At 67.1% G+C, this 26159-nt stretch carries 31 protein-coding genes; 16 read left to right on the top strand and 15 right to left on the bottom strand.

Annotated elements, in window-relative coordinates:
* Both H293_RS0146490 and H293_RS56500 read right to left on the bottom strand, forming a co-directional pair.
* Window positions 1-264 (bottom strand): transposase (locus H293_RS0146490; RefSeq protein ID WP_020124604.1); only part of this gene is annotated, 264 nt, incomplete at its 3' end.
* 29 nt (window positions 265-293) lie between these two features.
* A complete protein-coding gene (locus H293_RS56500) occupies window positions 294-1040 on the bottom strand; it encodes a helix-turn-helix transcriptional regulator (protein WP_078612916.1) in 747 nt (248 codons plus the stop codon).
* 188 nt (window positions 1041-1228) lie between these two features.
* Between H293_RS56500 and H293_RS0146500 the strand changes: the two genes are divergently transcribed.
* Window positions 1229-2044 carry an SDR family NAD(P)-dependent oxidoreductase gene (locus tag H293_RS0146500; protein ID WP_020124606.1) on the top strand — a complete coding sequence of 272 codons (816 nt, stop codon included), beginning with the start codon at window positions 1229-1231 and terminating at the stop codon, window positions 2042-2044.
* A 182-nt stretch (window positions 2045-2226) separates the two neighbouring features.
* The gene (locus tag H293_RS0146505; RefSeq protein WP_020124607.1) at window positions 2227-3039 is read left to right on the top strand and encodes an enoyl-CoA hydratase/isomerase family protein; all 813 of its coding nucleotides are present in this window, start codon (window positions 2227-2229) and stop codon (window positions 3037-3039) included.
* Between the two features lie 885 nt (window positions 3040-3924).
* Here the strand turns inward: H293_RS0146505 and H293_RS0146510 are convergent.
* The 5 genes from H293_RS0146510 to H293_RS0146530 form a co-directional block, all read right to left on the bottom strand.
* Window positions 3925-4947 (bottom strand): ketopantoate reductase family protein, encoded by a 1023-nt coding sequence (locus H293_RS0146510; RefSeq protein WP_020124608.1) that lies wholly within the window; start codon window positions 4945-4947, stop codon window positions 3925-3927.
* Window positions 4944-5600 carry a CoA transferase subunit B gene (locus H293_RS0146515; protein WP_028808816.1) on the bottom strand — a complete coding sequence of 219 codons (657 nt, stop codon included), beginning with the start codon at window positions 5598-5600 and terminating at the stop codon, window positions 4944-4946. The genes H293_RS0146510 and H293_RS0146515 overlap by 4 nt, the downstream gene beginning before the upstream one ends.
* 2 nt (window positions 5601-5602) lie before the next feature.
* Window positions 5603-6370 carry a CoA transferase subunit A gene (locus H293_RS0146520; RefSeq protein WP_028808817.1) on the bottom strand — a complete coding sequence of 256 codons (768 nt, stop codon included), beginning with the start codon at window positions 6368-6370 and terminating at the stop codon, window positions 5603-5605.
* A gap of 12 nt (window positions 6371-6382) precedes the next feature.
* Complete coding sequence (locus tag H293_RS0146525; RefSeq protein ID WP_020124611.1) at window positions 6383-6895, bottom strand: DoxX family protein; 513 nt, start codon at window positions 6893-6895, stop codon at window positions 6383-6385.
* Window positions 6896-7009: 114 nt separating this feature from the next.
* A complete protein-coding gene (locus H293_RS0146530) occupies window positions 7010-7717 on the bottom strand; it encodes a GntR family transcriptional regulator (RefSeq protein ID WP_028808818.1) in 708 nt (235 codons plus the stop codon).
* A 149-nt stretch (window positions 7718-7866) separates the two neighbouring features.
* Here H293_RS0146530 and H293_RS0146535 point away from each other — a divergent pair, with 149 nt between their 5' ends.
* From H293_RS0146535 to H293_RS59665, 10 genes are all read left to right on the top strand, one after another.
* Window positions 7867-8715: a fumarylacetoacetate hydrolase family protein gene (locus H293_RS0146535; RefSeq protein WP_020124613.1), complete on the top strand. Its 849-nt coding sequence runs from the start codon at window positions 7867-7869 to the stop codon at window positions 8713-8715.
* A 45-nt stretch (window positions 8716-8760) separates the two neighbouring features.
* A complete protein-coding gene (locus H293_RS0146540; RefSeq protein WP_020124614.1) occupies window positions 8761-9681 on the top strand; it encodes a VOC family protein in 921 nt (306 codons plus the stop codon).
* Window positions 9682-9860: 179 nt separating this feature from the next.
* The gene (locus H293_RS0146545) at window positions 9861-11063 is read left to right on the top strand and encodes a sugar ABC transporter substrate-binding protein (RefSeq protein ID WP_078612917.1); all 1203 of its coding nucleotides are present in this window, start codon (window positions 9861-9863) and stop codon (window positions 11061-11063) included.
* On the top strand, window positions 11060-12589 hold the full coding sequence (locus tag H293_RS51935) for a sugar ABC transporter ATP-binding protein (protein WP_020124616.1): 1530 nt from the start codon (window positions 11060-11062) through the stop codon (window positions 12587-12589). The genes H293_RS0146545 and H293_RS51935 overlap by 4 nt, the downstream gene beginning before the upstream one ends.
* Window positions 12586-13623 carry an ABC transporter permease gene (locus H293_RS0146555; protein WP_020124617.1) on the top strand — a complete coding sequence of 346 codons (1038 nt, stop codon included), beginning with the start codon at window positions 12586-12588 and terminating at the stop codon, window positions 13621-13623. The genes H293_RS51935 and H293_RS0146555 overlap by 4 nt, the downstream gene beginning before the upstream one ends.
* A gap of 44 nt (window positions 13624-13667) precedes the next feature.
* Entirely contained in the window at window positions 13668-15107 is a 1440-nt protein-coding gene (locus H293_RS0146560) for an amidohydrolase family protein (RefSeq protein ID WP_020124618.1), read from the top strand.
* Window positions 15104-15562, top strand: coding sequence for a cupin domain-containing protein (locus H293_RS0146565; RefSeq protein WP_020124619.1), 459 nt, complete (start codon window positions 15104-15106; stop codon window positions 15560-15562). The genes H293_RS0146560 and H293_RS0146565 overlap by 4 nt, the downstream gene beginning before the upstream one ends.
* Window positions 15563-15578: 16 nt before the next feature.
* Window positions 15579-15977: a cupin domain-containing protein gene (locus tag H293_RS51940; protein ID WP_020124620.1), complete on the top strand. Its 399-nt coding sequence runs from the start codon at window positions 15579-15581 to the stop codon at window positions 15975-15977.
* A gap of 135 nt (window positions 15978-16112) precedes the next feature.
* Window positions 16113-17006: an alpha/beta fold hydrolase gene (locus tag H293_RS0146575; RefSeq protein WP_020124621.1), complete on the top strand. Its 894-nt coding sequence runs from the start codon at window positions 16113-16115 to the stop codon at window positions 17004-17006.
* Window positions 17007-17035: 29 nt separating this feature from the next.
* Window positions 17036-17236 carry a hypothetical protein gene (locus H293_RS59665; RefSeq protein WP_213083782.1) on the top strand — a complete coding sequence of 67 codons (201 nt, stop codon included), beginning with the start codon at window positions 17036-17038 and terminating at the stop codon, window positions 17234-17236.
* Window positions 17237-17285: 49 nt separating this feature from the next.
* On the opposite strand, the gene H293_RS0146580 is transcribed toward H293_RS59665, so the two are convergent.
* The 3 genes from H293_RS0146580 to H293_RS0146590 form a co-directional block, all read right to left on the bottom strand.
* Window positions 17286-18032 (bottom strand): SDR family oxidoreductase, encoded by a 747-nt coding sequence (locus tag H293_RS0146580; RefSeq protein WP_020124622.1) that lies wholly within the window; start codon window positions 18030-18032, stop codon window positions 17286-17288.
* A 62-nt stretch (window positions 18033-18094) separates the two neighbouring features.
* On the bottom strand, window positions 18095-19165 hold the full coding sequence (locus tag H293_RS0146585; protein WP_020124623.1) for an aldo/keto reductase: 1071 nt from the start codon (window positions 19163-19165) through the stop codon (window positions 18095-18097).
* 69 nt (window positions 19166-19234) lie between these two features.
* Window positions 19235-19960 carry an SDR family oxidoreductase gene (locus tag H293_RS0146590; protein WP_020124624.1) on the bottom strand — a complete coding sequence of 242 codons (726 nt, stop codon included), beginning with the start codon at window positions 19958-19960 and terminating at the stop codon, window positions 19235-19237.
* Window positions 19961-20098: 138 nt separating this feature from the next.
* Between H293_RS0146590 and H293_RS0146595 the strand changes: the two genes are divergently transcribed.
* Window positions 20099-20662: a TetR/AcrR family transcriptional regulator gene (locus tag H293_RS0146595; protein ID WP_020124625.1), complete on the top strand. Its 564-nt coding sequence runs from the start codon at window positions 20099-20101 to the stop codon at window positions 20660-20662.
* A gap of 60 nt (window positions 20663-20722) precedes the next feature.
* On the opposite strand, the gene H293_RS58060 is transcribed toward H293_RS0146595, so the two are convergent.
* Entirely contained in the window at window positions 20723-21136 is a 414-nt protein-coding gene (locus H293_RS58060) for a transposase (protein WP_259294723.1), read from the bottom strand.
* Between the two features lie 9 nt (window positions 21137-21145).
* Here H293_RS58060 and H293_RS58885 point away from each other — a divergent pair, with 9 nt between their 5' ends.
* Window positions 21146-21343 carry a hypothetical protein gene (locus H293_RS58885; protein WP_020124626.1) on the top strand — a complete coding sequence of 66 codons (198 nt, stop codon included), beginning with the start codon at window positions 21146-21148 and terminating at the stop codon, window positions 21341-21343.
* A gap of 105 nt (window positions 21344-21448) precedes the next feature.
* On the opposite strand, the gene H293_RS54150 is transcribed toward H293_RS58885, so the two are convergent.
* The gene (locus tag H293_RS54150; protein WP_020124627.1) at window positions 21449-22078 is read right to left on the bottom strand and encodes a TetR/AcrR family transcriptional regulator; all 630 of its coding nucleotides are present in this window, start codon (window positions 22076-22078) and stop codon (window positions 21449-21451) included.
* Window positions 22079-22154: 76 nt separating this feature from the next.
* Here H293_RS54150 and H293_RS0146610 point away from each other — a divergent pair, with 76 nt between their 5' ends.
* Together H293_RS0146610 and H293_RS0146620 are read left to right on the top strand one after the other, a co-directional pair.
* On the top strand, window positions 22155-23000 hold the full coding sequence (locus H293_RS0146610; protein WP_020124628.1) for an SDR family NAD(P)-dependent oxidoreductase: 846 nt from the start codon (window positions 22155-22157) through the stop codon (window positions 22998-23000).
* Between the two features lie 220 nt (window positions 23001-23220).
* The gene (locus H293_RS0146620; protein WP_020124629.1) at window positions 23221-23613 is read left to right on the top strand and encodes an ester cyclase; all 393 of its coding nucleotides are present in this window, start codon (window positions 23221-23223) and stop codon (window positions 23611-23613) included.
* A gap of 2 nt (window positions 23614-23615) precedes the next feature.
* Here the strand turns inward: H293_RS0146620 and H293_RS51955 are convergent, their stop codons facing one another.
* From H293_RS51955 to H293_RS0146635, 3 genes are all read right to left on the bottom strand, one after another.
* On the bottom strand, window positions 23616-24392 hold the full coding sequence (locus tag H293_RS51955) for an IS4 family transposase (RefSeq protein ID WP_078612918.1): 777 nt from the start codon (window positions 24390-24392) through the stop codon (window positions 23616-23618).
* Window positions 24393-24424: 32 nt separating this feature from the next.
* Window positions 24425-25768 (bottom strand): IS630 family transposase, encoded by a 1344-nt coding sequence (locus H293_RS0146630; RefSeq protein WP_106968610.1) that lies wholly within the window; start codon window positions 25766-25768, stop codon window positions 24425-24427.
* Window positions 25769-25916: 148 nt separating this feature from the next.
* The coding region (locus H293_RS0146635; protein ID WP_020124632.1) for a transposase at window positions 25917-26159 on the bottom strand (243 nt) is incomplete at its 5' end.

Here is a 26159-nt window from a genome sequence, read left to right on the forward strand (position 1 = left end):
CCGGTGCAATCGGCGCCATAACCCGGCCTCGGTCCACGCTGTGAACCGGCGGTGTGCTGTTGCGGGCGACACCCCGAACGTCTCCGGCAGATACCGCCAGGCGCACCCGCTGGTCAGCACGTATACCACCGCCGTGAACACGGCACGCTCGTCCAACGGCGCGGTCCCGCCGCCCTGCGGACGGGAATTGAACGACGGCAGCAGCGGGGCGACCAGTTCCCACAGACCGTCAGGAACCAGCCGCTGCGACAGATCGGCACTCACGAAGAGACATCATGCCGCAGCACACACCATCACCACATGAGACAAGGTCTAAGTGTGACTTCCCCGACCAGGGGGTGCTGTAGCACTTTGCTGCCCTTTCCGAGGTTTACGACTTTCCGCATGGCCCACCACTTTCGGAAGGTCTCACTCTTGATGGAAAGTTCACCGACGAGCTCCGCGGTCTTGTGGTCGTCGGGGTGCCTGGCCGCGTCCATGCGCAGAGCACCGGTGAGTTCAGCGACGGCTTGCTCCCAGCCGTCACCGAAGAGTGATCTCGCGGCTTCGTCGAGCACGACCCAGCGGATCGCGTTCCGTTCGCGAGCAGGCATTCGGTTGAAGTCAGTCAGCAGCAGGCGAGCGAGATTGTTCGACGCCAGCACGTTGGTCTGTCGGCCGAGAATATAAACCGGGACATCGCCGAACGCCTCCATCAGGGCGAACAACCCTGGGCGCACCGCTTGAGAGGAGCGAGGACTGCGACCTCGCGTTCCCGTGGTTGCCGGTCGTCGCGCCACGGTGTGCAGGTAGGAACGCTCCGTCGGATCGAGACCCAACGCGGTTGCAAGCGCGTCCAGTACTGTTTCGGAGGGCTCGATGGGGCGCCCTTGCTCGAGGCGGGTGTAGTAATCCACGCTCAACCCTGAAAGGCGCGCCAACTCTTCCCGGCGCAGTCCCGGCACGCGACGCTTCTGTTCGTCGAACACGCCGATCGTTTCAGGAGCGATTGAGGCGCGACGGGCGCGCAGGAAGTCGCCCAACTCCTCGTTCTTAGCCATTCTTCAATTCTCCCAATTGTCCATCTGCTTGGGGGTGAGGAAGCTAGCCCTCCGCGTCCTAGGCAGCGGCTTCCCAGGAACCGGTGGGCTGGCTCCAGAGACCCACGGCGGCTCCCGCACCGCTTGACTGATAGGGACGTCGCCGCACGACCCCCGTGCGAACCGTCAACATAAGAAGGAGAACCATCATGGGCACTTGGCTCATCACCGGTGCAACATCGGGCTTCGGCCGCCTCACGGCCGATCGAGCAGTCGCGGCGGGCCACCACGTCATCGCTGTCGGGCGACGCACTGAGTTGCTGCAGGCACTCGTCAGTTCTGCGCCAGATGGCAGCGTCACACCACTCACGCTCGACCTGACCAGCGACGTTGCAGAAGAAACACTTGCCGAAGCGATCGCTTCCGCCGGAGGCGTGGACGTCCTGGTGAACAACGCCGGCTACGGCCTGTGGGCGGCGGTGGAAGACACTGCCGGCGCCGTTGCTCAAAGAATAATCGACACCAATTTCCTCGCGAACCTCGCCGTTCTCCGTGCGAGCCTTCCGGCGCTTCGCGCTTCCCGCGGCAGCGTCGTTCAGCTGTCGTCCTATGTCGGCTCATACGCGTGGGCATCTTCCGGAGTGTATTCCGCCTCGAAGGCCGCAGTCGAACTCATGAGCGAGTCGCTTGCGCAGGAACTTGCCCCCCACGGAATCCGGGTCACGATCATCGAGCCCGGGCTCTTCGGCACGGAGTTTACGACGTCCGCAGAGATCATCGCTCCCTCTCAGCCGTACCTGCCCACGGTGGGTGCGTTCTTCGAGCAGTTCCGCGCCCTCCCGGCCGCAGCGTATGGCGACCCGGGTGACGTCGCGGACGCGGTCCTCGCTGTTGCGACCATGGCGGAGCCTCCACTGCGATACGCCGTCGGGCAGGACGCCATCGACGCCATCCGCGGAGGCCTCCAGGCCCGCCTCGCCGAACTCGAGAAGTGGGCAAGCGTGAAGGTGGCCGATCTCCGCTAAACACAGCACGGTGCTCCCCGCCCTCGAGCGCACCCTTCCAGCCCACGCCCTCTGATGTCCCGAAGCATCAGCAGATCCCAGGCATACCGAAATGGGGACCACCGACATCTGTGCGCGTTCGTCGCCCGGCTCGACCGCGCGCCAGTTGAGTGCGCGCCCGGTCAATCCGAAAGAAGGAGTCCATGCAGTTCAACATCCAAGCCATATCCCCGAAGATCCGGCGAGTCACCTTTGCGAACGGGCCCGTGAACGTCGTTGGCGCCGACACTATCGCCGAACTTTCCGACATCATCGACGTCCTCAGCACCGATGCTCATGTCCAAGTTGTCATTTTCGACAGCGCAACCCCCGGGTACTTCTACAACCACGCCGACCTCAGCCAGTTCGACGGGTTGCTCTCCCAGCACACGACCGACGGCACCCCGTTGTTCATCGACGTAGCGACACGGCTGGCATCCGCGCCGTTCGTCAGCATCGCCTCGATTCGCGGCCGTACTCGCGGCGGAGGTGACGAACTTACCCTCGCTTTCGACTTGCGCTACGCCAGCCGCGAGCAAGCGATCTTCTGCCAGCCTGAGGTCGGCACCGGTCTTCTCCCTGGCGGAGGCGCGGGCGACCGGCTGCCATCGCTTGTCGGCCGCGACCGCGCCCTCGAAATTCTGCTCACCAGCGCCGACTACGACGCGGCTACCGCTGAGCGTTTCGGCTGGGTCACCCGAGCACTGCCGGATGCCGATCTCGATCGGTTCGTCGAATCGACCGCCGCACGCATCGCGGCGTTCGACGCCGATGCCGTACGTGGCGTCAAATCGATCGTGAACCGCGCCAGCCTCCCCCCGCAGGGCAACATTCGCGACTCCTGGGCCGCATTCACCACCTCTGCTACCTGGCCCGGCTTCCAAGCCCGAGGCGCCGTCTTCGCCAACATCTTCGCCGAAATCGGCGTCGAAGAAGTCGAGCGAAACCTGGGACATTACCTGGCACAAACCGCCTGACCCTCCTGCCGGAAAGCGCAGGTGTGAGGTGAAGGGAGCCTCACACCTGCGCGCGACGCGCGGGGATTCAAGGACGTGCTCTACCTCATCGAGGCGGAGCACGAATAACGTCGGCCCTCGCGACGAAGAAGTCGAGCAATGAGCCTTCGCCGCCAAAGATGCAAGGCGTGGGCGTTCTCAGCCGTTGGGCGTGATGAGGTCGAACGCGTGGTCGCTGGTGTGACCTGTAGTGATCGACTGCGGCGGCCTGGTTGCGCCAGCCGACGAGGTGGGCGAGGCCGATCGCGAGGTTGCGGAAGGTGGCCATCACGCGGGGTGCACTGCAGGGCGGTTGCAAGTTCCGGGGGCATGCGGCTGGTCGGGTTGTGACCGGTTGGGGTGCATAACAGGGCAGGCGCGGGCTTCGTGATCATTGTGGTGTCTAAGCCCGATGATCATGAGGTAGCCCGTGCCTGCCGCTGTATCTTCTCCCATTCCATGGGCAACCCCGACCGGACCCCACCTGGATGCGGTGCGGCGCTGGTGTTGGTCGAACCCGAATAGGATGATGACGGCTGGCGTACGGCTGATCGTCGAGCCGGCCATCGTGTGATGGGGTCGGCAGGCCCGCAGAGCACATGCTCCAGGATCCCGAGCCGGCCACCGCCGTACGCGCCGCACTCGCAGCCTGGAGCCGAGGGCCTCCGCAGATGTCGACCGCAGCCGCTTTCCGCCGGGCCGGTCAACGGCGACGCGGACCCGCAGCCCGCCCGCTTCCCGCCATGAGGTTGCACCGAGTGCGTCACACCCATGGCATCTCCGATGGTCGAGCGTGCGCGCGTGAAGCCGACGACGATCGCAGCTACTGCCGCTGGGAGGCTGCAGGGTGTGAGCTGCTCTCAGCTGTCATTGAGCGGTGGCCAGCAGGAGTTCGGCGACCTCAGGACCGGCAACGACCTGGTGTTCCTCGATCCTGCGCGCGGCCTCCACGACGCGTTCGTTGACCGGCGCCCGCCCGCCGAGTCTGGTCTGCTCCGCGACGACATGCCCGTTGATCTGGTGCACCTCGCTGCGCCGGCCCTTGATCCAGTCCTGAAGGACAGTGGTCTGCTGCCCCGGGATGACGAACCGGTCGTGGACGACGTCGAAGAGCGCGCGTGCGACCTTCTCCGGGTCGGCGACGTCCGCCTCGGTGAGTCCGAGGACCGGTCGGATCCTGCGGCCGAGGGCGAGTCCGGTGCGGACGGCCTCATTACCCGCCTCGATCATGACGTCCAGCATGCCGGGGACCTCCGCGGCCTCGTGCACGGTCATGTCCAGCACGGCGGATGTGACCAGCTCCGTGCAGTTGGCGACGAGCTTCATCCACTTCGAGGACAGGATGTCGTCGGAGATCTCGACGGTACCGGAGTGCCGCAGCAGACCGGCAGCGGTCACGGCCTTGCGCTGCGCCTCGGCGGTCAGTCCGCCGACGGCGAACCACGACTGCGAACGCGGAGTGTCGCGGTGGATCAGGCCCGGCGCGAACATGTTCGACGCGACCTCGATGACCGCGCCGAGAGCGCGGTCGGCGCCCATGACGTCGGCGATCGTCTCCAGCGTCATGCCGTTCTGGACGCCGACGACCATTCCGTCGTCGGCGACGAGCGGCTTGATCAGCTCGCACGCCCACCGGGTGTCGTAGGCCTTGACGAGTACGAGAACCACGTCGAATCGCTCACGCAAGGTGGCTACGTCGCACAGGTTGAACGCGCGGACGGCGGTTACCTCGTCGGCGTCGGGCATCTCGACCCGGATGCCGTCCTCGCGCATCGCGGCGACGTGCTCGGGCCATTGCTCGATGAAGGTGACGTCGAGTCCGGCACGAGTCAGGTCGGCGCCGATGGAACCGCCGTTGGCGCCGGTGCCGAGAACCGCGATCCTGGTCACTGGTTCTCCTTCAGGCTCTCGTGGCGTACGCGAAGTGGTGCGCCGGTGGCCGCCTGAACGTCGCCGGCCTGGACGCCGGGTGCGGTTTCGATGAGGAGGAATCCGTCAGGAGTGATGTCCAGGACGCCCAGGTCGGTGATGACCTGGTTGACGACGCCGCGGCCGGTGAGGGGCAGGGTGCACGCCTGGAGCAGTTTGGGGGTGCCGTACTTGGTGAGGTGCTCCATGAGGACGATGATGCGGCGGGCGCCGTGCACGAGGTCCATCGCCCCGCCCATACCCTTGATCATCGCTCCAGGCACGGTCCAGTTGGCGAGGTCGCCGGTGGCGGAGACCTGCATGCCGCCGAGCACGGCCACGTCGAGCCGGCCACCCCTGATCATGGCGAAGCTGTCCGCGCTGTCGAAGGTGCTTGCCCCGCTTCGCAGGGTGACGGTCTCCTTGCCGGCGTTGACCAGGTCGGGGTCCACTTGCGTACGGTCCGGATACGGGCCGAGGCCGAGAATTCCGTTCTCCGACTGCAGCACGACCTCGACCGAGGGCGGAATGTGGTTCGGTACCAGTGTGGGCAACCCGATCCCGAGGTTCACATAGCCGCCGTGAGGCAGCTCGGCGGCGGCTCGGGCCGCCATCTCGTCTCTGTTCCAAGCCATGTCTAGGGGTTCTCCTCGATCACGGTGCGCTTCTCGATGCGCTTGTCGGCTGCGGCCTGGGGGTCGAGTACGACGATCCGGTCGACGTAGATTCCGGGCAGGTGAATGGCGTCGGGGTCGAGCTCGGCGGAATCGACGAACTCCTCCACCTCGGCAATGGTCAGCGTGGCCGCCCGGGCACAGAGCGGGTTGAAGTTGCGGGCGCTGCGGCGGAAGACGAGGTTGCCGTGCCGGTCGCCGCGCCAGGCCCTGATCAGCGCGACATCGGCCGTGAGGGCCCGCTCGAGTACGAACTCCCGCTCGTCGAAGACCGCGCAGGGTTTGGCGGGGGAGGCCACGGCGACGCCCCCGGCGCCGTCGTACCGCCACGGCAGGCCGCCGTCGGCGATCTGGGTACCGACGCCGGTGCGGGTGTAGAAGGCGGCGATTCCGGCGCCGCCGGCGCGCAGCCGTTCGGCGAGGGTGCCCTGCGGGGTCAGTTCGACCTCCAGTTCGCCCGCGAGGTACCGGCGGGCGAACTCCTTGTTCTCTCCGACGTAAGAGGCGATGATCCGGCGGATGCGGCCGGCGGCGAGGAGAAGTCCGAGTCCCCAGTCGTCGACGCCGCAGTTGTTGCTGACGATCTCCAGGTCGCGGGCCTCGGGCCGGTCCACAAGGGCCTTGATCAGAGTGGCGGGGATGCCGACGAGCCCGAAGCCGCCGACTGCCATACGGGAGCCCGCCGCGATGTCGGCCACAGCCGCGGCAGCGCTGGGGAAACGTTTATCCATGATCGCAAGTCCTCAGTTCTGGGAAGCGGAGTGCGCGTGGCGCAGCCGATGGGCTCGCCCCGCCACGGCGAGGCCGGCGACGAGGCCCACCGCCAGTGACAGCGCGCCCCAGCTCCCGCCCGAGAAGCGGGTGAACCCGAGGGCGGCGTCCAGGGAGTGGGCACCTGGCCCCGTGAAGCCGAGGACCGCTGCGGCGATGCCGTACAGCAGCGGGACCTCCATTCCGCCCTGGGTGGCCCACAGGCCCTTGTCGGAGAGAGCCAGAGCGGCCACCGTCATGGTGCCCACCACGGCGGCCGCTGCGAGCGGCGTCCCCAGGCCGGGGATGAGCAGGGCCGCGCCGACGGCCTCGGAGACACCGGCCACCGCGGCCATCACCGCTCCTGGCCGATGTCCCCAGGATTCGAACAGGGCACCGGTGCGCGCCAGGCCCGCTCCACCGAAGGAGCCGGTGAGTTTCTGGAAGGCGTGTCCGGCCAGCAGAGCGCCGATGAGCAGTCGCAGGAGCAGGAGGCCGACGTCCATGCGCGTTCGTCCTTCGCGAGTAGGGGAGGGGATCAGGGCATGCCCCCTGCGCGACTCCCGGGTGAATGGGGGCCGCGTGGGGTTGGGGTGACAGGGGGCCGTGCGGGGGCTCGGTCAGTTCGCGTGTTCCCCGGCGGCCGCGACGGGCTCGTCGGTGGCCACGCTGATCAGCAGTCGGGCGGTGTGGGCGATGTGCTCGCGAAGCAGCTGGGCGGCCAGGTCGGGCTGCCGTCCTACGGCGGCCTCCAGCAAGGCGCGATGCTCGCCCGCCAGGTCGCGGTCCGGCTCCTGGCCGAAGGAGACCGACCACTGCCGGTACAGCTCGGCCTCCTCGCGCAGTGCCTGTGCCACGTCGAGCAGGCGGCGGTTGGTGCAGCCGCCGAGCAGGGCCAGGTGAAACGCGGCGTGCGCGGCGGCCCAGTCGTCGGTGGGGTGGTCGGGGTCGGCTTCGCTGAGGAAGGGCGTACGTTCGAGTACGTGATGAGTCGCTACAGCGCGTGATTCCCACTGCATGTCGCCCTCTGCCACCGACATGCGCAGCACCAGCGACTCGATCTCGACTCGGGCCTGGGTGAGATCCGCGAGGTCTTCGTGGGACAGCGGAGTCACCATGTAGCCCTGATGTGCCTGGGTCTTGACCAAACCATCGGCCGCCAGGCGGGTCAAGGCCTCGCGAGCCGCCCCTACGCTGACGCTGTACCTCTCGCACAGCTCGGGGAACTTCAGCCGCGCACCCGGCACGAGACGGCCGGCGAGGATGTCGCTGCGCAGCTTGCGGTGCACTTCGTCGGTCCGTGTTTTGGACCCTTCTTGTCTGGCCACGGTTCGCACCTTACACGGGGAAACGAATTACGTGGTGACTTTCGAAAGTGTATTGACCTTTCGACTTGCCTCGGCGTAGACATGTCGCACCGACAGCGAAGTCAGTGCGGCCGACCGCACGGGCGTCGCCATCACGAGGAGGATCTCGCGTGCGATTCGCAGCCATCTCCGGCCGGCTCCACCAGGTGGTTTCCCCTGGCAAGGTCATCGATCTCCATACCGCGAGCGGCGGTGCCCTGCCTGCCGACCCTCAGCAGGCCTACGCCTGCTGGGACGAGGTTCTGGCCTTCGCGGGGAGCACCCGCCCCGAGGACGCGTACGAGGTGGCCGAGGAGACCTACGGCAACCCCGTGCCGCAGCCGCGGCAGGTGTTCGCCATCGGCCTCAATTACGCGGACCACGCCGCGGAGTCGGACTTCGCCGTCCCGGAGAGCCCACCGGTGTTCACCAAGTTCGTCACCTCACTGACCGGGCCTTTCGGAGACATCGCCGTACCGCCGGGCGATGTGGACTGGGAAGTCGAGCTGGTCGTCGTGATCGGCCGGCGCGGCCATCGCGTGGCTGCCGAGGACGCCTGGTCCCATGTGGCCGGTGTGTCGGTCGGACAGGACATCTCCGAGCGCGTCCTGCAGAAGGTGGGGCCGGCCCCTCAGTTCAGCCTCGGAAAGTCGCACCCGGGGTTCGGTCCGATCGGTCCGGTCCTGGTGACCCCCGACGAGCTGCCCGACCGGGACGACTTGGAGCTGGGCTGCCTGATCAACGGCGAGCAGGTGCAGAAGGGGCACACCCGGGACATGGTCTTCCCGGTCCCGGAACTGATTGCACGGCTGTCCGCGGTCGCGCCACTCTTGCCCGGCGACGTCATCTTCACCGGTACACCCTCCGGGGTGGGTCTCGGCCGCACCCCTCCCCGCTGGCTGCAGGCCGGCGACGAGCTCGTGAGCTATGTCCGCGGCGTCGGCGAGATGCGTCATCGCATGGTCGCCCCCGCGCCCTGACCCGCACGAAACCACCCGCAGCCGTACGACGGAAGGACGGTAGCGATGCCCCTCCATCGACTGACCTCGATCACCGTAGGAGTGCCGAACGTCGACGAGACGATCGCCTACTACACGGCCTTCGGACTCCGGTCCCACCCGGACGGCTGGCTCTCCAGCACGGACGGCGGACGGCAGCTGCGCGTGGTACACGCCCCGGTCAGGCGGCTGGTCGAGATCGGGATCGGCGCCGAGCACCCTGACGACATCGCGGCGGCGACCCACCGCCTTCGCGCGGCCGGGGCGCCCATCGAACAGAGCGCGACGGGCGTGACCACCGTCGAGCCCGTGACCGGTACCCGCGTCGTGCTCCAGATTGCAGAATCGATTCTGCAATCACCGTCCCCGGTGAGCCCCCACAACGGGCCCGGCCGGATCGAACGAGGTTCCCGCCGCGCTCCCGGGGTGCTGCGGGAGAGCGCCGTGCGGCCGCGCAAGCTCGGCCATGTGGTGCTCGGGTCGACCGACTACGAGACCACCATCCGGTTCTTCACCGACCGGATCGGCTTCAAGGTCAGCGACCGCATCAAGGGCCACGGGGCGTTCCTGCGCTGCTCGACCGACCACCACAACATCCTGGTCCTGAACGCACCTGTCACCTTCCTGCACCACAGTTCGTGGCAGGTCGACGACATCGACGAGGTGGGCCGTGGCGCTGCGGCCATGCTGGAGGGCCATCCCGAGCGGCACGTCTGGGGTCTGGGCCGCCACCACGCCGGATCCAACTTCTTCTGGTACCTGAAGGACCCGGCCGGCAACTTCTCCGAGTACTACTCCGACATGGACTGCATCCTCGACGACCAGATCTGGTCGCCGGAGACGCTTGAGGGCGCGCGAGGACTCTTCAACTGGGGACCACCCCCACCGCCGTCATTCCTCGCCCCCGATGACCTCGCCGCGATCATGACTGGAACGCATCAGTCCTGATGACCGCGTTCGCCAGTTCTCCCGTCATCCCGTTACGCACCCCGTTCCTCCCGGCACCACGACGGCACCCTTCCCTTAAGCGCGCCCCCCTCCCGCCTGCCACCTCGGTGCGCGCACCGCGCTCCACGCCTGCGGCCTGGACAGCCCGCGGACTCAACGACGATCCGTAGGAGACCCGCATGACCTCGATCCCCTCGCGTACGCGACCACGGCGGATGCCACCGTGGCTCGCCGGCCCGCTCGCCCTCGCCTGCGCCGTCCTGCTCGCCGCATGCAGCACCACGACCGGGCCATCCGAAGCGGCCGGCGAGGCCGCCCTGACCCCGGAGCAGAAAAAGGTCCTCGACGGCGGCTTCGCCGGTGTCTTCCAGAAGCCGCCCACCGACGGCCCTGCCGCGGTACGCGGCAAGACCGTCTGGTTCATCTCCTGCGGAGAGAACTTCGAAGCCTGCCACACCATGTCTGCCTCCTTCACCGAGGCGGCCAGGAAGCTGGGCTGGCGCGTGAAGGTCGTGGACAGCAAGTACCAGGCGGCGGCTGCCAACACCGCCATCGGGCAGGCCATCGCCGCCCGCGCGGACGGCATCGTCACGGCCGCGTTCGACTGTCCGCAGATCAAGAGCGGCCTGCTCGCCGCGAGGTCGGCAAAGGTCCCGGTGGTCAACTACGCCGCGCTCGACTGTGACGACCCGAGTTTCGGCAGCGGCGAATCGCTGTTCACCGCCACGCTGAACACGATGGGCTCCACCGAGACCCGTGACTACTACACCGAACGGGGCCGCTACAACGCCCGTTTCCTCGCCGCCGAACTCGCCCAACGCGGCATCAAGAACCCTAAGGTGCTCGTGGTCAAGAACGTCGACCAGATCATCCACGCGGTCGGCTGGAAGGCCTTCGAAAAGGAGATGGCCGGCGCCTGCCCCGACTGCCGTCTGGTCCCGGTCACCTGGAACATCACAGGATTCCCCAACCCGGCCACCCAGATCGTCAAGTCGGCACTGACCGCACACCCTGACGCCGCCGCGGTCGCCTACGACTCCGACTCGTTCATGACCGGCGGTTTCGCCTCCGCGATCCGGCAGTCCGGCCGCAGCAACCTCGTCGTGTGCTGCGGCGACGGCCAGGTCTCCGGCACGCAACTCATCCACGAGGGCGTCGTCACCGCCACCAGTCTGATCCCCTACGAGTACGACATCTGGGCCACCGCGGACACCCTCAACCGGATCTTCTCCGGAGCAGACCCGGCCGGCCTCCCCAACCAGGGCGGCGGGTTCATCTACGTCGACGCCGGGCACGGCCTGCCCGCCAAGGGCGCCGGCATAGACGTGCCCGTCGACTTCAAGACCACGCGTGAGCGCGTCTGGAGCGGGGGCACGACGTGAAGGACACAGCGCTCGCCGTCCGCCACCTGACCAAGAGCTTCGGAGCCACCCTGGCCCTCGACGACGTGAGCTTCGAGGTCCGTGCCGGTCACATCCACGGCCTGCTCGGCGGCAACGGCTCCGGCAAATCCACGTTGATCAAAATCCTCGCCGGAGTCCACACGGCAGACCCCGGCGGCGCGGTACACATCGGCGCGCGGACCCTGCCCGCCCACACCACGACACCCGAGCTCGCCCGGCGCTGCGGATTGCGCTTCGTCCATCAGAGCACCAGCACCTTCCCCGCTCTGACCCTGGCGGAGAACATCGCCATCGGCGACCGCTTCCCGGTGAGCGCGGGAAGGATCCGCTGGTCGCGCCTGCGCCGACGTACCCAATCGCTGCTCGACCGATTCGAGATCGACGCACGTCCCGACGACCGGCTCGGCGACCTGCGCCCCGCGGATCAGACCATGGTCGCGATCGCCCGCGCCCTCCAGGACGACGGGCACGGCGACGGACCGTCGGTCCTGGTACTCGACGAACCGACCGCGTCCCTGCCCGAGCACGAGGTCGGCGTCCTGCTCGACGCCCTGCGACGTTACGCCCGCGCGGGCCAGACCATCCTCTACGTCAGCCACCGCATCGACGAGGTCCTGGATCTCACCGACGCCATGACCGTCCTGCGCGACGGCTGCCACGTGGTCACGCGCACGACCGACGGGATGACCGAGAAACAGATGATCGAGTACATCGTCGGACGCCCGGTCGAACGCGTCTTCGCTGAAGACGCCGCCGACACCGCCGCGGTGGGCGACGTCGTCCTGGAGGTCGACCATCTCACGGGCGGGCCGCTCCGCGGGATCGACCTGACCGTCCGGGCCGGGGAGATCGTCGGCATCGCCGGCCTGCTGGGCGCCGGCCGGACCGAACTCCTGCGCATGATCTTCGGCGACCACCCCGTGGAATCCGGAACCATCCGGCTCGGCGGGGTCACGGTCCGCCCCCGCAACCCCGGTGAGGCGATGAAGCTGGGCATCGCCCATGTGCCCGAGGAACGCGAACACGAAGCCGCCTTTCTCGACCTGTCCGTGCGGGAGAACCTCTCGGCAGCCGAGATCACCAAGTACTGGGTCCGGGGCCGGCTCGACCGCCGCCATGAGCGTCGCGACGCCGACCGCGCGATCACCGACTTCGCGGTCCGTACCTCCGGCCAGGATGCCCTGATGGCGTCGCTGTCCGGCGGCAACCAGCAGAAGGTGGTGCTCGCCCGGTGGCTTCGGCGCAACCCGCGCCTGCTGCTGCTCGACGAACCCACCCAGGGCGTCGATGTCGGGGCCCGCGCCGACGTCTACGCCGCCATCCGTGCCTCGGTCGGCGACGGCATGGCCGCCCTGGTCGTCAGCTCCGACTTCGACGAGCTCGCCCACGCCTGCGACCGGGTGCTCGTCCTGCGTGACGGCCGGATCACCGCCGAGGTGCGCGGCAGCGACTTGCAGCGCCACCGACTCACCGAGCTGGTCTTCACCAAGGAGATGACCCCGTGACCACCTCGTCGACCACACCACAGACCGAAACACCTGCCATCCCCGCGCCCGGCCGCCGCACGACCCCTGCACCCGGGGTGCTGCTGGAACGGTTCGGCCTGCTGATCCTCTTCGTCGCGCTGATCTTCGTCTTCGCCGCGCTTCGGCCGGAGACCTTCATGACCGCAGCGAACTTCCGCAGCATCGCCATCTCCCAGTCCGTGCTCGCCGTCGCCGCGTTGGCACTGATGCTGCCGCTGGTCGGCGGACGGTTCGACGTCTCGGTGGGCGCGAATCTCGGACTGTGCTCGATCGTCTGCGCCGCTCTGATGAGCCGGGCCGAGCTGTCCCTGCCCCTCGCCGTCCTCGGCACACTCCTGGTCGGGGGAGTGATCGGCGCCCTCAACGGGGCGATCGTCGCCTACCTCGGCGTCAACTCGATCATCGCCACACTCGGGGTCGGTACCGTCATCGGGGGCGCCGTCACCGCCTACACCCAGGGTGTCCCGATCAGCACCGGGCTCTCCCCGGCCCTCGCCACCATCAGTACGCGGCTGATCGTCGGCCTGCCCGTGCTGCTCGTCATCATGCTGGCGCTGGCAGTGGTCACATGGTTCGTGCTCACCCAGACACCCTTCGGCCGGCACCTCACCGCGGTCGGGTCGAACGCCGCGGCCGCACGGCTCACCGGACTTAGGGTCAACAGGCTGGTACTCCTCAGCTTCGTCGGATCCGGGCTCCTTGCCGCAGTCGCCGGCGTGCTGCAGGTCGGAGCGCAGGGCAACGGCGATCCCACCATCGGCGGCCTGCCGTTCATCCTGCCGGCGCTCGCCGCGGTGTTCCTGGGCGCCACAAACTGGCACCCGGGCACCTACAACGTACCGGGCACGATCCTCGGACTGTTCTTCCTCGGTACCGCCATCAGCGGGTTGTCACTGCTCGGGGTCGATCCCTGGGTCACCGACGTGTTCAACGGTGGAGCGGTCGTTCTCGCGATCGTCTTCTCCGCTCAGCTCAAGCGTCGCCGCACCGGTTTCCTGGACATCGGCAACTGACCCCCCAACCGCCACACCGCACGGAGAGACAAAGGAGTCCTCGCATGAAAACGCTGATCCAGGGCGCTGACGTGATCACGATGGATCCCACTGCCGGGGAGCTGCGCGACAGCGACATCCTCGTGCAGGACGGAAAGATCGTGGCTGTCGGTCCCGGCCTCGCGGACACGGGCGTCGACGCCGAGGTCATCGACGCCCGCGGCATGATCGCCATGCCCGGCATGGTCGACACCCACCGCCACCTCTGGCAGACCCCGCTGCGCGGAGTCGGCGTCGACTGGGTCGTACCCGACTACATTCGCGGTGTCCGACTGCAGTTCGCCGAGCTCTACCGCCCGCAGGACATGTACGCCGGCAACTACCTCGGCGCTCTCGACGCGCTCAACTGCGGCGTCACCACGGTCGTCGACTACTGCCACAACATCGTCACCGCCGACCACGCCCACGCCGCCGTCACAGGTCTGCGCGACTCCGGGATCCGTGCCCTCTACGGCCACGCGCTCACACCGGTCACCTCCAACAGCTGGGACCAGTCGCCGCCCGATGGGATGCCCGCCGGAGAACTGGGCGACTACAAGGAACGCCTCGCCCTCGCCGGGCAGATCCGTGACCAGTACTTCAGCAGTGCCGACCAGCTCCTCACCTTCGGCATCTGTCCCCAGGAACTGCCGATCGCGCCCATGGACGAGATCGCACGAGAGGTCGTCGACGCCCGCGGGCTCGGCGCCCGGATCGTCGTCCACGCCAACCAGCACTGCGTCCGTCAGATGTACGCAGACGTCGCCCACTACGGGCAGGCCGGGATCCTCGGCCCGGACATGCTCTTCGTGCACTGCAGCTTCATGAGCCAGTACGAGTGGCAGCTGCTGCGCGACGCCGGGGCCTCGGTGTCGGTCTGCCCCGAGACCGAGATGCAGATGGGCATGGGATTCCCGTCGATCGCCGAGGCCACCCGGTTCACCCACGGACCCAGCATCGGCAACGACTGCGTCATCGGCACCGGCGGCGACCTGATCGGCATGGCCCGGCTCACCCTGCAGGTCACCCGTTGGAAGACCGACGAGCCCAACTACCAGCAGTGGATCGCTCCGCAGACCATGACCTGGACGGCCCGGGACGCCATGACCTGGCTGACCGTGAACGGGGCCCGGGCCGCCGGCCTCGAAGATCGCGTGGGCTCCCTCACCCCCGGCAAGCAGGCCGACATCGTCCTCGTCGACATGCGCGGAATCAGCCAGGCGGGCTGGTACCGCAAGGACCCGATCGGCGCGGTGATCGGACACACCAACTCCGGCAACGTCGACACCGTCCTCGTCGCCGGAAAGGTCGTCAAGCGCGGCGGGAAGCTCGTACACATCGACGTCGACGCCGCACTCAAGACCATGCAAAACACTCACGACTACCTCTACGAACAGGCTGACGCCAACGGCGGCGTCATCCCCGAGCCCTTGGTCGACATCCCTATGTACAAGGACCGCGCATGAACACCCCGCACAAGGATCAACAGGTCTCCCTCGGCGGCATCCCGACGACCTTCCGCGTACTCGGCGCCGACACGGGCGGCCGGCTCAGCATCGTCGAGCAGATCGTCGCCCCCGGCACCTTGTTCTGGCCGCACGTCCATACCGACCACGACCAGGTCAATATCGTTCTCGACGGCGAGCTCGGCGTTCGCATCGGTGACCGGGAATGGACCGCGGTGGCGGGGGAGACGATCACCAAGCCGCGACACGTCCCCCACACCGTGTGGAACGCCGGCACGACACCGGCCCGGATCCTGGAGATCAGCGCTCCAGCCACTTTCGAGGACTACTTCCTCGCCCTGGCCGCTCTCGGCCCCGACGACGCCGCTCGCGCGGATATCCAGCAGCGGTACGGCGTGAGCGGCGTACCGGACTGGACCGAGGAACTGCAGGAACGCTACGGCGTTCGACTCTGACTGGGAAGGAACACACGTGGACATCTGGTCCGTCGACATGGAAGCCGTGCCCGAACACCTCGGGACCGCCAGCAGTAAATACCTCATCCCCAAGGAGTCGATGCAGGAGGCCACCTCCGGTACCTATCTCGCTCTCGTCTCCGTCTTCGAGGTCGCCGGTGGGACCACGATGGCCGCCCACCATCACCCCACGCACGAGTTCTGGTTCGTCGTCCAGGGCGAGGCCGTCATGCAGGTCGCGGACGAGGCGCGCACCATCAAGGTCGGCGATCTGATCTACACCAAGCCCGGTACGCCCCACCAGATCCGCGTCGAGTCACCCGAGACCTTCCGCGCCCTCGCCTTCGCCCTCGGATACCCCGGCCAGGGATCTCAGCACCTCGACGTCGAACTGGACACCGTGGAACCGGCCTGACGCATCCCCGCCGGCCCCGAGCAAGGGGCCGGCGGGGATGCTCCGCGGAGCCGCTCGAAGGCAACACGCGGCCAGTCCTGAGCCGGATCCCGACTGTGACTGAAAAAGGAGAGTGACTTGTCCAAGGAGAGTGACATGCCCATTGAACTTTTCCCGGGATTCTCAAGCGTCTCGCTGCCGACCAGCGGTGGCGACCTGTACGCCCGTGTGGGCGGCCCGGTAGAAGCCCCTGCCCTGGTTCTCCTGCACGGATTTCCGCAATCGCATCTTTGCTGGCATCCCCTCGCGGAGGATCTGGCGAAGGATTTCCGCGTCATCGCCCTTGATCTGAAGGGCTATGGCAGATCAGCCGCCCCGACCGGCGACGGTGGGCGCCACACCTACGCCAAACGGACGATGGCCGCCGAGGTGGTCGAGTTCATGGGACAGCTGGGCCATGAACGATTCAGTGTCGCCGGACACGACCGCGGCGCCCAGGTGGCTTACCAGATGGCCCTCAGCATGCCCGAGCACGTCGAACGGCTCGCGATACTCGACAACTTGCCCGTGCACTCGGTGTGGGACCTGATCGAGACAACGCCCGGTGCGCTGCCGCACTGGACCGAGATGGCGCTGCCGACACCCCAGGCCGAGAACGCACTCACCGTTGACGCCATCGAAACGCTCGTCCGGGCACACACCGGCGACAGAACCCTCGACTGCTTCTCTCCCGCGGCCTTCGAGCAGTACCGGCAGACCTGGCGCCGGCCCCGGAACATCCACGCGTTCTGTGAGGACTACCGGGCCGGCGCCACCACCGACCGGGAAGCCGACGACCAGGACCTGAAGGCCGGCCGGACCATCACATGTCCCACCGTGATCATCTGGGGAGCGGAGTTCCTCGGCAAGGGACCGGAGACACCGCTGGATTGCTGGCGGCGCACCTTCGCGCCCGATGCCTTCGGGGTCGAAGTTCCCAGAGGACACTTCGTCACCGAGGAAAGCCCTCGCGAAACGCTGATCGCGCTACGTGACCTCATGGCTCGCTGACCGACAAGCTGCGCCGCGGTGCGGTGCGCATGGTCGCCGAACTCAAGCGGGCCAACGAGATCCTGACGGTTCCGGCGAGTTTTCTGCGCAGCCGAGCTCGACCGGCCACACACTCGCTCGTAGCGTTCATCAACGAGCACCGGGACCAATTCGGCGGCGTCGAGCCGATCTGGAGAACGCAAACTGCTCGCCTCCTGATCGACACAACCACGTGTTGCAGCGTCTCCTGAAACCGCCGCGGTAGCGGGCCTTACGCCCGTGGCGGGACGGCAGACGAGCTCAGAGCTGGGTTTCGCCGCCGTCCACGGCCAGCTCGATGCCGGAGGTGTACGTGGCATCGAAGGCGAGGAATGCGGCCGCCTTGGCGAACTCTTCGACAGTGCCGTAGCGCTTCATGGGGTTGCTCGCGGTCCGCTCCGCCCTGAACTGGTCGGCGGCCTCCTTGGACAGGTTCATCGTTTCCAGAATCCCCGAATCGATGGGACCCGGGCTGATCGCATTGACACGGATTCCGCGCGGAAGCAGCTCGCGGGAGAACGAGCGGGCCATCGAGCGCAGCGCCGCCTTGCCGGCCGCGTAGACGCTGGTGTCCACCATGCCGATGACGTTCGCGATCGAGGTGGTGAGGACGATTCCGGCGTTCGCGCTCAGCAGCGGGGCGAGCTTTTGCACAGTGAAGAAGGCGCCCTTGACGTTGATCGCGAACAGCTCGTCGTACATGTCCTCGGTCGTCGACTCGAGGGGCGTGAGGGGTGAGATGCCGGCGTTGACGAACAAAGCCTCGATCGACCCGAGTTCGCTCTTTACACGGCTGGCGAGCATATCCAGGTCGGACAGTGAGGCCACATCCGCCCGGACGGCCACGGCATTCTCGCCGAGCCGCTCGCGTGCCGCGTCGAGCTTGGCCTGAGAGCGGCCGGTGATCACCACGCGGGCTCCGCCTTGCACCAGCAGCTCCGCCAGCGCGAGCCCCATGCCGCTGCTGCCACCCGTGATCACCACGTTCCTGTCGCTGTACTTACCCATACCAGGTTGCTCCGTTCATCAAAAACAGATCGATATCTACGGATCGCCGTTTGTGAAGCGAATCAGCCGAGGGTTTCGATCTTCATGTCGCCTGTGGTGACCGTGCGGATGTGATCGCTGGCGAGCAGGCCGTGCGGATTGCCGAGCTCGATGGCGCTGACCTCGTCGAGGCGGGACAGCTGGGAAGGAGTGAGGTCGACCTGCAGGGCACCCAGGTTGTCCTCCAGCTGCGCGATGGTGCGGGCGCCGATGATGGGTGCCGTCACACCCGGCGCGTTCAGGGTCCAGGCCAGTGCGACCTGGGCGGGTGTGCGGCCCAGCTCCGAGGCCACCTCCTTCACCGCATCGGCAATGGCAAGGTTGCGGTCGGTGACCCATCCCAGGGCGACGTTGAGGCTCTTGCGGCTGCTGGCGGTTTCGCCGGCGACGGAGCCCGCCGGGTTCTGGTCCTCCCGGCTGTACTTGCCGGTGAGCACCCCGCCGCCCAACGGGGAGAAGGGGACCACGCCGAGTCCCATCTCGCGTGCCATCGGGATCAGGTCACGCTCCGCGGTGCGCTCGATCAGGCTGTACTCGGTCTGCAGTGCGACCAGTGGCGACCAGCCGCGCAGGTCGGCGATCGCCTGCATGCGCGACACCTGCCAGGCGGGGGCGCTGGAGATCGCCACGTACAGCACCTTGCCCTGCGTCACCAGGTCGTCCAGGCCCCGCAGGATCTCCTCCACCGGCGTCCTGAAGTCCCATACGTTCACGTAGAGCAGATCGATGTAGTCGGTGTTCAGCTGCCGCAGGCTGGCTTCCACCGACGCCAGCATGCTCTTGCGGTGGGTACCCCCGGAATTCGGGTCACCGGGCTGGCGCAGCGTCGAGTACTTCGTCGCCAGCACCATCTTGTCGCGGTTGGTGCGGGCGAATTCGCCGAGCAGTCGCTCGGAGCTGCCGTTGGTGTAGGTGCTGGCGGTGTCGAAGAAGTTGCCACCGAGCTCGGTGTAGCGGTCGAAGAGCTTGCGCGCCTCGTCGCGTTCGGCGCCCCAGCCCCACTCGGTGCCGAAGGTCGCCGTGCCCAGCGCCAGCGGCGAGACCCGGAGTCCGGAACGGCCCAGCAGCCGGTAAGTGTCGAGAGTGAGTGCCATCGTGTTCTCCTGTGAGGTGTGGTTCGTGGTGTTCGAGAGGTGTGGATTGGTGGTCGGCTCGCCGGGGTTTCAGGCGCCGAGCCCGTAGCCGCCGGCCACGGTGATGTCCTGGCCGGTGATGTAGCCGGCGGCGTCCGAGGCGAGGAAGGCGACTGCTTCCGCGACCTCCTGGCTGGATCCGAAGCGCTCCAAGGGGATCTTCGAGCGCATGGCGTCCCGGCCGCTCTCGGGCACCCCCAGCTTGTTGAGCAGCGGGGTGTCGGTGACCCCGGGGCTCACGGCGTTGACCCGAATCCTGCGCGGGGCCAGTTCGAGCGCGAGCGAGGGCAGCATGGCCAGCAGCGCGCCGCGTGTCGCCGCTCCCACCGTGGCGCCAGGGGTGCCGCGACGGGATCCGATGCCGACGGTCAGCACGATCGAGCCACCGACGTTCATGAGGGGAAGGGCCTTTTGGAGGGTGAAGTACTGGCCCTTGAAGTTGAGGTCGGCGTGCTCGTCGAACGATTCCTCCGTCACTTCGGCTACCGGTGCCAGACGGAAGATCCCGGCGTTGAGGAAGAGCAGGTCCAGCGATCCGAACCGCGCCGACACCGCCGACATCAGGGCGTCGGTGTCGGAGAGCACGCGCCCGTCCGATCGGACGACGAGTACGTCGCCGGGGAGCTCGGACTGTGCCCGGGCGAGGGACTCGGGATTCTGTCCGGTGACCGCGACCTGGTAGCCACGGGCGTGCAGCAGCTCGGCCGTCGCTCTGCCGATCCCGGTCGTCCCCCCGGTGATGAGGGCTGTAGGCATGGCAAACCTTTCGTCGCTGCGGCGTTGCGTGAGACCACCCGCAATCGGGGAGGTCCCCGCTTGTCACACCGTACACTGAACCGGGGACATCCCCGAATCGTTCCCGAACCTCATCCGACACTCACGATCGCGAAGGTCATGACACCTCCACGCAGCACCCTGCGCGCCGACGCGCAGCGCAACCGCGAGCAGCTCATCGCCACGGCCGCCGAAGCCTTCGCATCCGGACGCGGGATCTCGCTGGACGCGATCGCCAAACGCGCGGGAGTGGGGAACGCCACCCTGTACCGGCACTTCCCCACCCGTGAGGATCTGGTCGAAGAGGTCTACCGGGACCAGATCCGCCCCCTGCGCGAGGATGCGCGCACCCTGTTGGCCACCGAGCCGCCCGCTCAGGCGCTCCACGCGTGGATGCTCCGATTCGCCGACTGGGCCGGTGAACGACGCGGCATCTGCGAGGCCCTGGTCGCCATGAGCGCTTCCGGCCGCTTTGGCGCCGGACCGGTCTGCGACGAGGTCCAGCAGATCTTGGCGATGGTGCTCGAGGCCGGCGCCACAGCAGGAGAACTGCGCACCGACATCGACCCGGTCGAGGTAGGCGGCATCCTCGCCGGTCTGCTCTCCGTGGCCGGCGCACCCGAGCAGCGCCCCCAGCTGAGCCGCATGCTGGACGTCGTCGTCGACGGACTCAGGTCCCGCTGAGCGATACGCCGGCGGTTCGGCGAGGCGTCGGCCTATGCCGGAGGGCACGGCGAGTTGGTGTCATCGAAGTATGATCACGCCTGGTCGGGGGTCCGTGAGGCCGGACTCGAACCCGAAGCGTGGGCCCTCGCAGGGTGCCGAGCCAAGAGGCTGCGCGGCACCAGTACGCTCGTGACCAGGGCTTTTACCCATCAAACTTCGATGGCGCACGATCAAGGTTCCGTGACACACGACATCGGCGCAGAGCCAAGCGGCGCCCGTACCCATTGCTGAGGTGAGCTGCCGGTTCACCTGCCGCCGGTAGGTGTCGTTGACCGGGTCGACGACCCGTAGCAGGTGCAGAGGCTTGGCGATCCGCCCTGTACTCGGCGAACGCGGTGCCCAGCGGGGTGGGACGTCCTGGCAGCCGAACATCCGCGGCAGGTCGTACGCGCGGACCTGCCCGGTGACCAGGGAGCCGACCACCCGGAGCATGTCCGGCCAGTGCGTCTGGTCGGCCAGGTCCGGCTGGTCCACGTGGACCAGCACTACCTGCGCGCGGAGACCATCGCCGCGGCGAACGCGAAGCCGATCGAGGCCCAGGGGCAGGCCCGGGTGAGTGCCTCCTCCTCGGCGTCGACGACGGGGGTGACGAGGGCCTGGCGCGCCCGGAAGGATTCGTACGGCGAACGATCACGGTGACCGTTGCGCGAACACGTCTGGATCGCGCTTCAGGCCAAATACCAGTCATCCCCGGTCAATCATTGTGAGCACAGGCTTTACGGTCTGACTCTTTGGTTCGAGAGGTCAAGGGCACCCTTCGTGTTTCTGATCAACACTTGGAGAGCCCACCTCGTGAAAGCGCGAGGCCAGGACCCTGGTAACCGCCTCGCGCATGGCAGGCATCACGCCGGCCGGGTTCTCGCCCGCGATCAGTTGCGCCGCACGGAAGCAGCCCACGCCGACCTCCGCGGCGGTGCGGGCCACGTCGGGATCCGTGCCGCAGTCACACAGAACGTCGGTCAGAGCGTCGGCGATCCGGTCCAGCTTTCTTGCCGCGCGGTCGCGTAGCTCCGGATTGTCGGCGAGCAGACGCGACCGCAGCGCCCACAGCGCGGGGTCGCCGAACATCAAGCCGCCGATCGACTCGGCGATCTTCCACAGTTGCCAGATCGCGTCTGGCACTTCGGTTGCCGTCTCCTGCTCTCGGGGCGCGGCTCGTATGGCTGCGAGCAGAACCTCCTCATCGGCGAAGAGAACTTCCTGCTTGTCGCCGAAATAGCGAAAGAACGTCGTCCGGCCGACCTCGGCGCGTTCGGCGATGTCGGCCACTGACACGGCCACGAAGCCGCGCTCGGCGAACAGCGCCCAGGCCGCGTCGACGATCCGCTGCCGAGCGCGCTGCTGCTTCCGCTCGCGCAACGAGAGGCTTTCCATGCGCCCATCCTAGCCCGACAGGTCACAGTACGATATGGTACTCAGTACCACTTGGTATTCGATCCCTGGAGTAATTGTGCCCACCCTCGTCATGACTGGCGCGTCTCGGGGGCTCGGCCGACAAGCCGCCGAGCTGATGTTGCGCGACGACCCTGATCTTCGACTGGTTGTGATCGCCCGCGGCGAGACGCTCAGCCATCCGCGGGTCACCACGATCCGGGGCGACCTGGCCTCGTTGGCCGAGGTGCGGGCCGCCGCTGCGCAGGTCAAGGAGCAGGTCGACGGCTACGTGGGCAACGCCGCTCTGCAACTCAAGGACAGCCGAAGCGCAACGGCGGACGGCTATGAGCTGTCCTTCGGGGTCAACGTACTGGCGCATTTCGCGCTAATCCGCGCGCTTACGTTCAAGCCGGGCGCTCGCATCGTGATCACCGGTAGTGACGCCCATTTTGGCACCTTGCGGTACACATTCGGCCTGGTGCCGGCTCCGCGCTGGACCAGCCCGGCTGTCATGGCCCGGCCAGCAGACGTGAACGGCCGCGTTGCCTATTCGACCAGCAAGCTCGGCGTCGTTTACCTGGTCCACGAGTTGGCCCGCCGTATGCCCGATGTCGACGTCTACACATTCAACCCAGCGTTCACACCCGGCACTGATCTGGTTCGGGCCGACAAACTCGGCAACTGGCTTTACCACCACGTCTTCCCTCACATCCCCGGCGCCAACACCGCAGAGCGCGCCGGGGCCCAACTCGCCACTGTGGCCACCGGGCCAAGGCCCGCGCCGTCCGGCTCCTACATCGACCGGGACAAAGTCACGCCCAGCGCGCCGGAGTCCTACGATCAGGAGCGCGAGCACGAACTTTGGACGGCACTGGAATCCATGACGGCGACCGACGGCACTCCCGACTCAGGCACTCGCTGATCTCTTGGACCCTGCATGGAACTGAACGTCGTTCGGGAGGGTCCTGGATCAAGGTGTCCGCCCCCGTACCCGGGGAGTGCTGGGATCTCCACAGTGCAGATGTCGCTGCACACAATGCCCCTCACTCGCATTCCTAATGATGAGCTCGGAAACAACCGTACGCCCGTCCCTGTCGTCGCATACGCTTCCACAGCGCAGCGGCATCGAAGGAGAGTCATTAATGTTGGAAATCGATCTGCGCTCCTGGTACATGCGCTATGGCGCAGCACTCAACGCTTATGACTTCGACAGCATGCACGAGTTCATTAGTGACCAAGTACTGCTCAACGGTGAAGCTGCAACCCGGCATGACGTCGTCACCGTCATGAGGCAGACCGTCGACGCCGTTCCGGATATTCACTGGGATCTTAAGGAACTGCTGATCGACCGCGACCGCATCGCGGTACGCGCAATTAACACCGGAACTCCGGCAAAGGAATGGCTCGGCGTCCCCCCTTCCGGAGCCTCCTTCGAGATCGTTGAGTATGCCATTTATCAGGTCAAAGATGGCCATTTCATCCACATGACTAACCTGCACGATACAGCCGAAATGCTCCGGCAGCTGACTGCCTGACGTCAGGCAGCTAGCCGCAATGCCGGCACGACGCGCAGTGAGCGGGTGAAGGAGATCCGGCCGGGGTCCTGGTTGCCTTGTTGTGCGGCCTGGTGCATCAGGTGCCGGATGGCGTGATGGACGAGCAGGAAGCCGTAGAGTTCCTGCTCGGCCCCGTCGGGGTGTTGCGAACACAGTAGCCGGTGCGACGCGCCGAGGTGGGTCTTGATCTCGTCGAAGGCGCACTCGAACTCCCACCGCTGGGCGTAGAGGGCGGCCACTTCCGCGGCCGGGGCCATGTGCGGGTCGAGGATCGTGGTGAGGAGCCGGTGGACGCCCTTATGGCCGGCGATGGTGTGCTTCACCGCACGTACCGGCACCCCACGACGGGTGCGATGGATGTCGCTCCGGCCAAAGATCTCAGTGAGGTAGGAACCGTCCGGCAGCTGCTCGACCACCGGCAGCACGAGGTCCTTGCGGACCCGCCACAGCGGGTCCGCCCCCGTGGCCGCGGCTGCGCGCCACAGATCCCCGCTGTAAAAGCCGCGGTCGGCCAGCAGCAGCATGCCCGGCAGCAAGGACACCAGGACCGCCCGCGCCAGAGCCTGCTCTCCGGTGCGCAGAGCTCCGATCGCAGCACTGAAGACGGCGTGGGTGCCGCACTCCACCAGGCCGACCATGCGCAACTGCGGGTATCCGACGTCCTGTTCACCGCGCCCGGAGCGGGGCGGACGGTCGAACGCCTCCACATTCGCCTTCGTGTCGGGCAGATCGAACGTGGTGCCGTCGATCGCGGTCAGTCGCTAGTGTGATGCGCCAGAAATCCTGAGGGTTAGTTCTGCTCTGTTTTGCGGTTGGTGGTTCCGACCTTGGTGAGGTAGTCGGCGAGGGAGTTGAGGATCTCGTCGGCTGTCTTGGTCCAGGTGAAGGGCCGTGGGTTCTCGTTCCAGGTGTTAATCCAGGCAGTGATGTCTTCCTCCAGTGCCTTTACGGAGGTGTGGACGCCGCGGCGGATGAGCTTGTCGGTGAGCAGGCCGAACCACCGCTCCACCTGGTTCATCCAGGAGGAGCCGGTGGGGGTGAAATGGACGTGGAAGCGGGGGTGTTTGCCGAGCCACGTCCTGATCTCGGCGGTGTTGTGGGTGGCGTAGTTGTCACAGACGAGGGGCACGTCGAGCCCGGCGGGAACCGCCTTGTCGATCCGGATCAGGAACTTCTTGAACTCGATCGCCCGGTGGCGGCGGTGCAGTGCCGATATGACGGTGCCGTCGGCGATGTTGAAGGCGGCGAACAGGCTGGTGATGCCGTGCCGCAGGTAGTCGTGGGTGCGGCGTTCGGGCATGCCCGGCATCATCGGTAGGACTGGCTGTGAGCGGTCCAGCGCCTGGATCTGGCTCTTCTCGTCCACGCAGAGGACGACCGCCTTCTCGGGCGGGTGGTGGTACAGGCCGACCACGTCGACGACCTTGGCGACGAACTGCGGATCGGTGGACAGCTTGAAGGAGTCCTGCAGGTGGGGCTTGAGGTCGAAGCGCTTCCAGATTCTCCCGATCGTCGACTTCGACAGGCCGGTGCGCTGGGCCATCGAGGCCCGTGACCAGTGCGTGTCCTGGCCCGGAAGCGACTCCAGGGTGGCCACGACGACCTCCTCGACCTGATCGAGGAGGATCGAAGGCGGCCGGCCCGAGCGCGGCTCGTCCTGCAGACCATCGAGGCGTTTCGCGATGAACCGGGCCCGCCAGCGGTCCACGGTCGACCGGTCCATGCCGAGGTCGGCCGCGGCCTGCTGGTTCGTCCCGCCCTCCGCGCAGCGCAGCACGATCCTGGCCCGCAACGCAAGGAACTGGGCGGTCTTGGCCTGCCGCGCCCATTGCTGCAGCTGGCTGCGCTCAGCATCGTCGAGGATCAGGTCGGCCTTGGGCCGGCCGATCCAGCCGGCGTCCTCTAGCCCAGCCATCCGCTCCGCGGCAAAAGCCCGACGCCACTTGCCGACCGTCTTGGCCTGGACACCGACGAGCCGCGCGACAGCAGCGTTCGACATGCCGTCAGCACACGCCAGGATGATGCGGGCCTTCTCGGCCGAGCGCCGGTGCGGCAGTTCCGTCCGGCGCACCAACTCGGCACGCTCAGCCTCGGACAACGTGATCGCCACAGCAGAAGGCCCCGAATGCGACATCACAACAGGGTACTTACTAACCCTCAGGATTTCTGGCGCATCACACTAGTAGGACTCCGTTAGGTTGCTCTGGCTCTTGGGTTCTGGCTGGTGGTGGACGTTGGGGGCAGGGGGCGGTGGCAGGTGGTGCAGGTGCCGGTCCAGCAGTTCAGCAGGTCTTGGATGGTGTCGAGGATCTGGTAGAGGGTGAGTCCGGTGTATCGGCTTTTGGGGCCAGGCGCTGTTCGGTGAGGAAGGCGTGGGCTGCGGTGACCAGGGTGACGTGGTGGTGCCAGCCGTTCCAGGAGCGGCCCTCGAAGTGGTCCAGGCCGAGGCCGTGTTTGAGTTCCCGGTAGTCGTGCTCGATGCGCCAGCGGATCTTCGCCAGGCGGACCAGTTCGGCGATCGGAGT

The sequence above is a fragment of the Streptomyces canus 299MFChir4.1 genome, assembly GCF_000383615.1.
Classification (GTDB): Bacteria; Actinomycetota; Actinomycetes; order Streptomycetales; family Streptomycetaceae; genus Streptomyces; species Streptomyces canus_C.

What these genes read in the sequence shown, in the direction of transcription:
- H293_RS56500 (WP_078612916.1), bottom strand. Translation starts at nt 1,040, where the DNA reads ATGGCTAAGAACGAGGAGTTGGGCGACTTCCTGCGCGCCCGTCGCGCC.
- H293_RS0146500 (WP_020124606.1), top strand. Translation starts at nt 1,229, where the DNA reads ATGGGCACTTGGCTCATCACCGGTGCAACATCGGGCTTCGGCCGCCTC.
- H293_RS0146505 (WP_020124607.1), top strand. Translation starts at nt 2,227, where the DNA reads ATGCAGTTCAACATCCAAGCCATATCCCCGAAGATCCGGCGAGTCACC.
- H293_RS0146515 (WP_028808816.1), bottom strand. Translation starts at nt 5,600, where the DNA reads ATGGCTTGGAACAGAGACGAGATGGCGGCCCGAGCCGCCGCCGAGCTG.
- H293_RS0146520 (WP_028808817.1), bottom strand. Translation starts at nt 6,370, where the DNA reads ATGGATAAACGTTTCCCCAGCGCTGCCGCGGCTGTGGCCGACATCGCG.
- H293_RS0146525 (WP_020124611.1), bottom strand. Translation starts at nt 6,895, where the DNA reads ATGGACGTCGGCCTCCTGCTCCTGCGACTGCTCATCGGCGCTCTGCTG.
- H293_RS0146540 (WP_020124614.1), top strand. Translation starts at nt 8,761, where the DNA reads ATGCCCCTCCATCGACTGACCTCGATCACCGTAGGAGTGCCGAACGTC.
- H293_RS0146545 (WP_078612917.1), top strand. Translation starts at nt 9,861, where the DNA reads ATGACCTCGATCCCCTCGCGTACGCGACCACGGCGGATGCCACCGTGG.
- H293_RS0146560 (WP_020124618.1), top strand. Translation starts at nt 13,668, where the DNA reads ATGAAAACGCTGATCCAGGGCGCTGACGTGATCACGATGGATCCCACT.
- H293_RS0146565 (WP_020124619.1), top strand. Translation starts at nt 15,104, where the DNA reads ATGAACACCCCGCACAAGGATCAACAGGTCTCCCTCGGCGGCATCCCG.
- H293_RS0146575 (WP_020124621.1), top strand. Translation starts at nt 16,113, where the DNA reads ATGCCCATTGAACTTTTCCCGGGATTCTCAAGCGTCTCGCTGCCGACC.
- H293_RS59665 (WP_213083782.1), top strand. Translation starts at nt 17,036, where the DNA reads ATGGTCGCCGAACTCAAGCGGGCCAACGAGATCCTGACGGTTCCGGCG.
- H293_RS0146580 (WP_020124622.1), bottom strand. Translation starts at nt 18,032, where the DNA reads ATGGGTAAGTACAGCGACAGGAACGTGGTGATCACGGGTGGCAGCAGC.
- H293_RS0146585 (WP_020124623.1), bottom strand. Translation starts at nt 19,165, where the DNA reads ATGGCACTCACTCTCGACACTTACCGGCTGCTGGGCCGTTCCGGACTC.
- H293_RS0146590 (WP_020124624.1), bottom strand. Translation starts at nt 19,960, where the DNA reads ATGCCTACAGCCCTCATCACCGGGGGGACGACCGGGATCGGCAGAGCG.
- H293_RS0146595 (WP_020124625.1), top strand. Translation starts at nt 20,099, where the DNA reads ATGACACCTCCACGCAGCACCCTGCGCGCCGACGCGCAGCGCAACCGC.
- H293_RS58060 (WP_259294723.1), bottom strand. Translation starts at nt 21,136, where the DNA reads ATGCTCCGGGTGGTCGGCTCCCTGGTCACCGGGCAGGTCCGCGCGTAC.
- H293_RS54150 (WP_020124627.1), bottom strand. Translation starts at nt 22,078, where the DNA reads ATGGAAAGCCTCTCGTTGCGCGAGCGGAAGCAGCAGCGCGCTCGGCAG.
- H293_RS0146620 (WP_020124629.1), top strand. Translation starts at nt 23,221, where the DNA reads ATGTTGGAAATCGATCTGCGCTCCTGGTACATGCGCTATGGCGCAGCA.
- H293_RS0146630 (WP_106968610.1), bottom strand. Translation starts at nt 25,768, where the DNA reads ATGTCGCATTCGGGGCCTTCTGCTGTGGCGATCACGTTGTCCGAGGCT.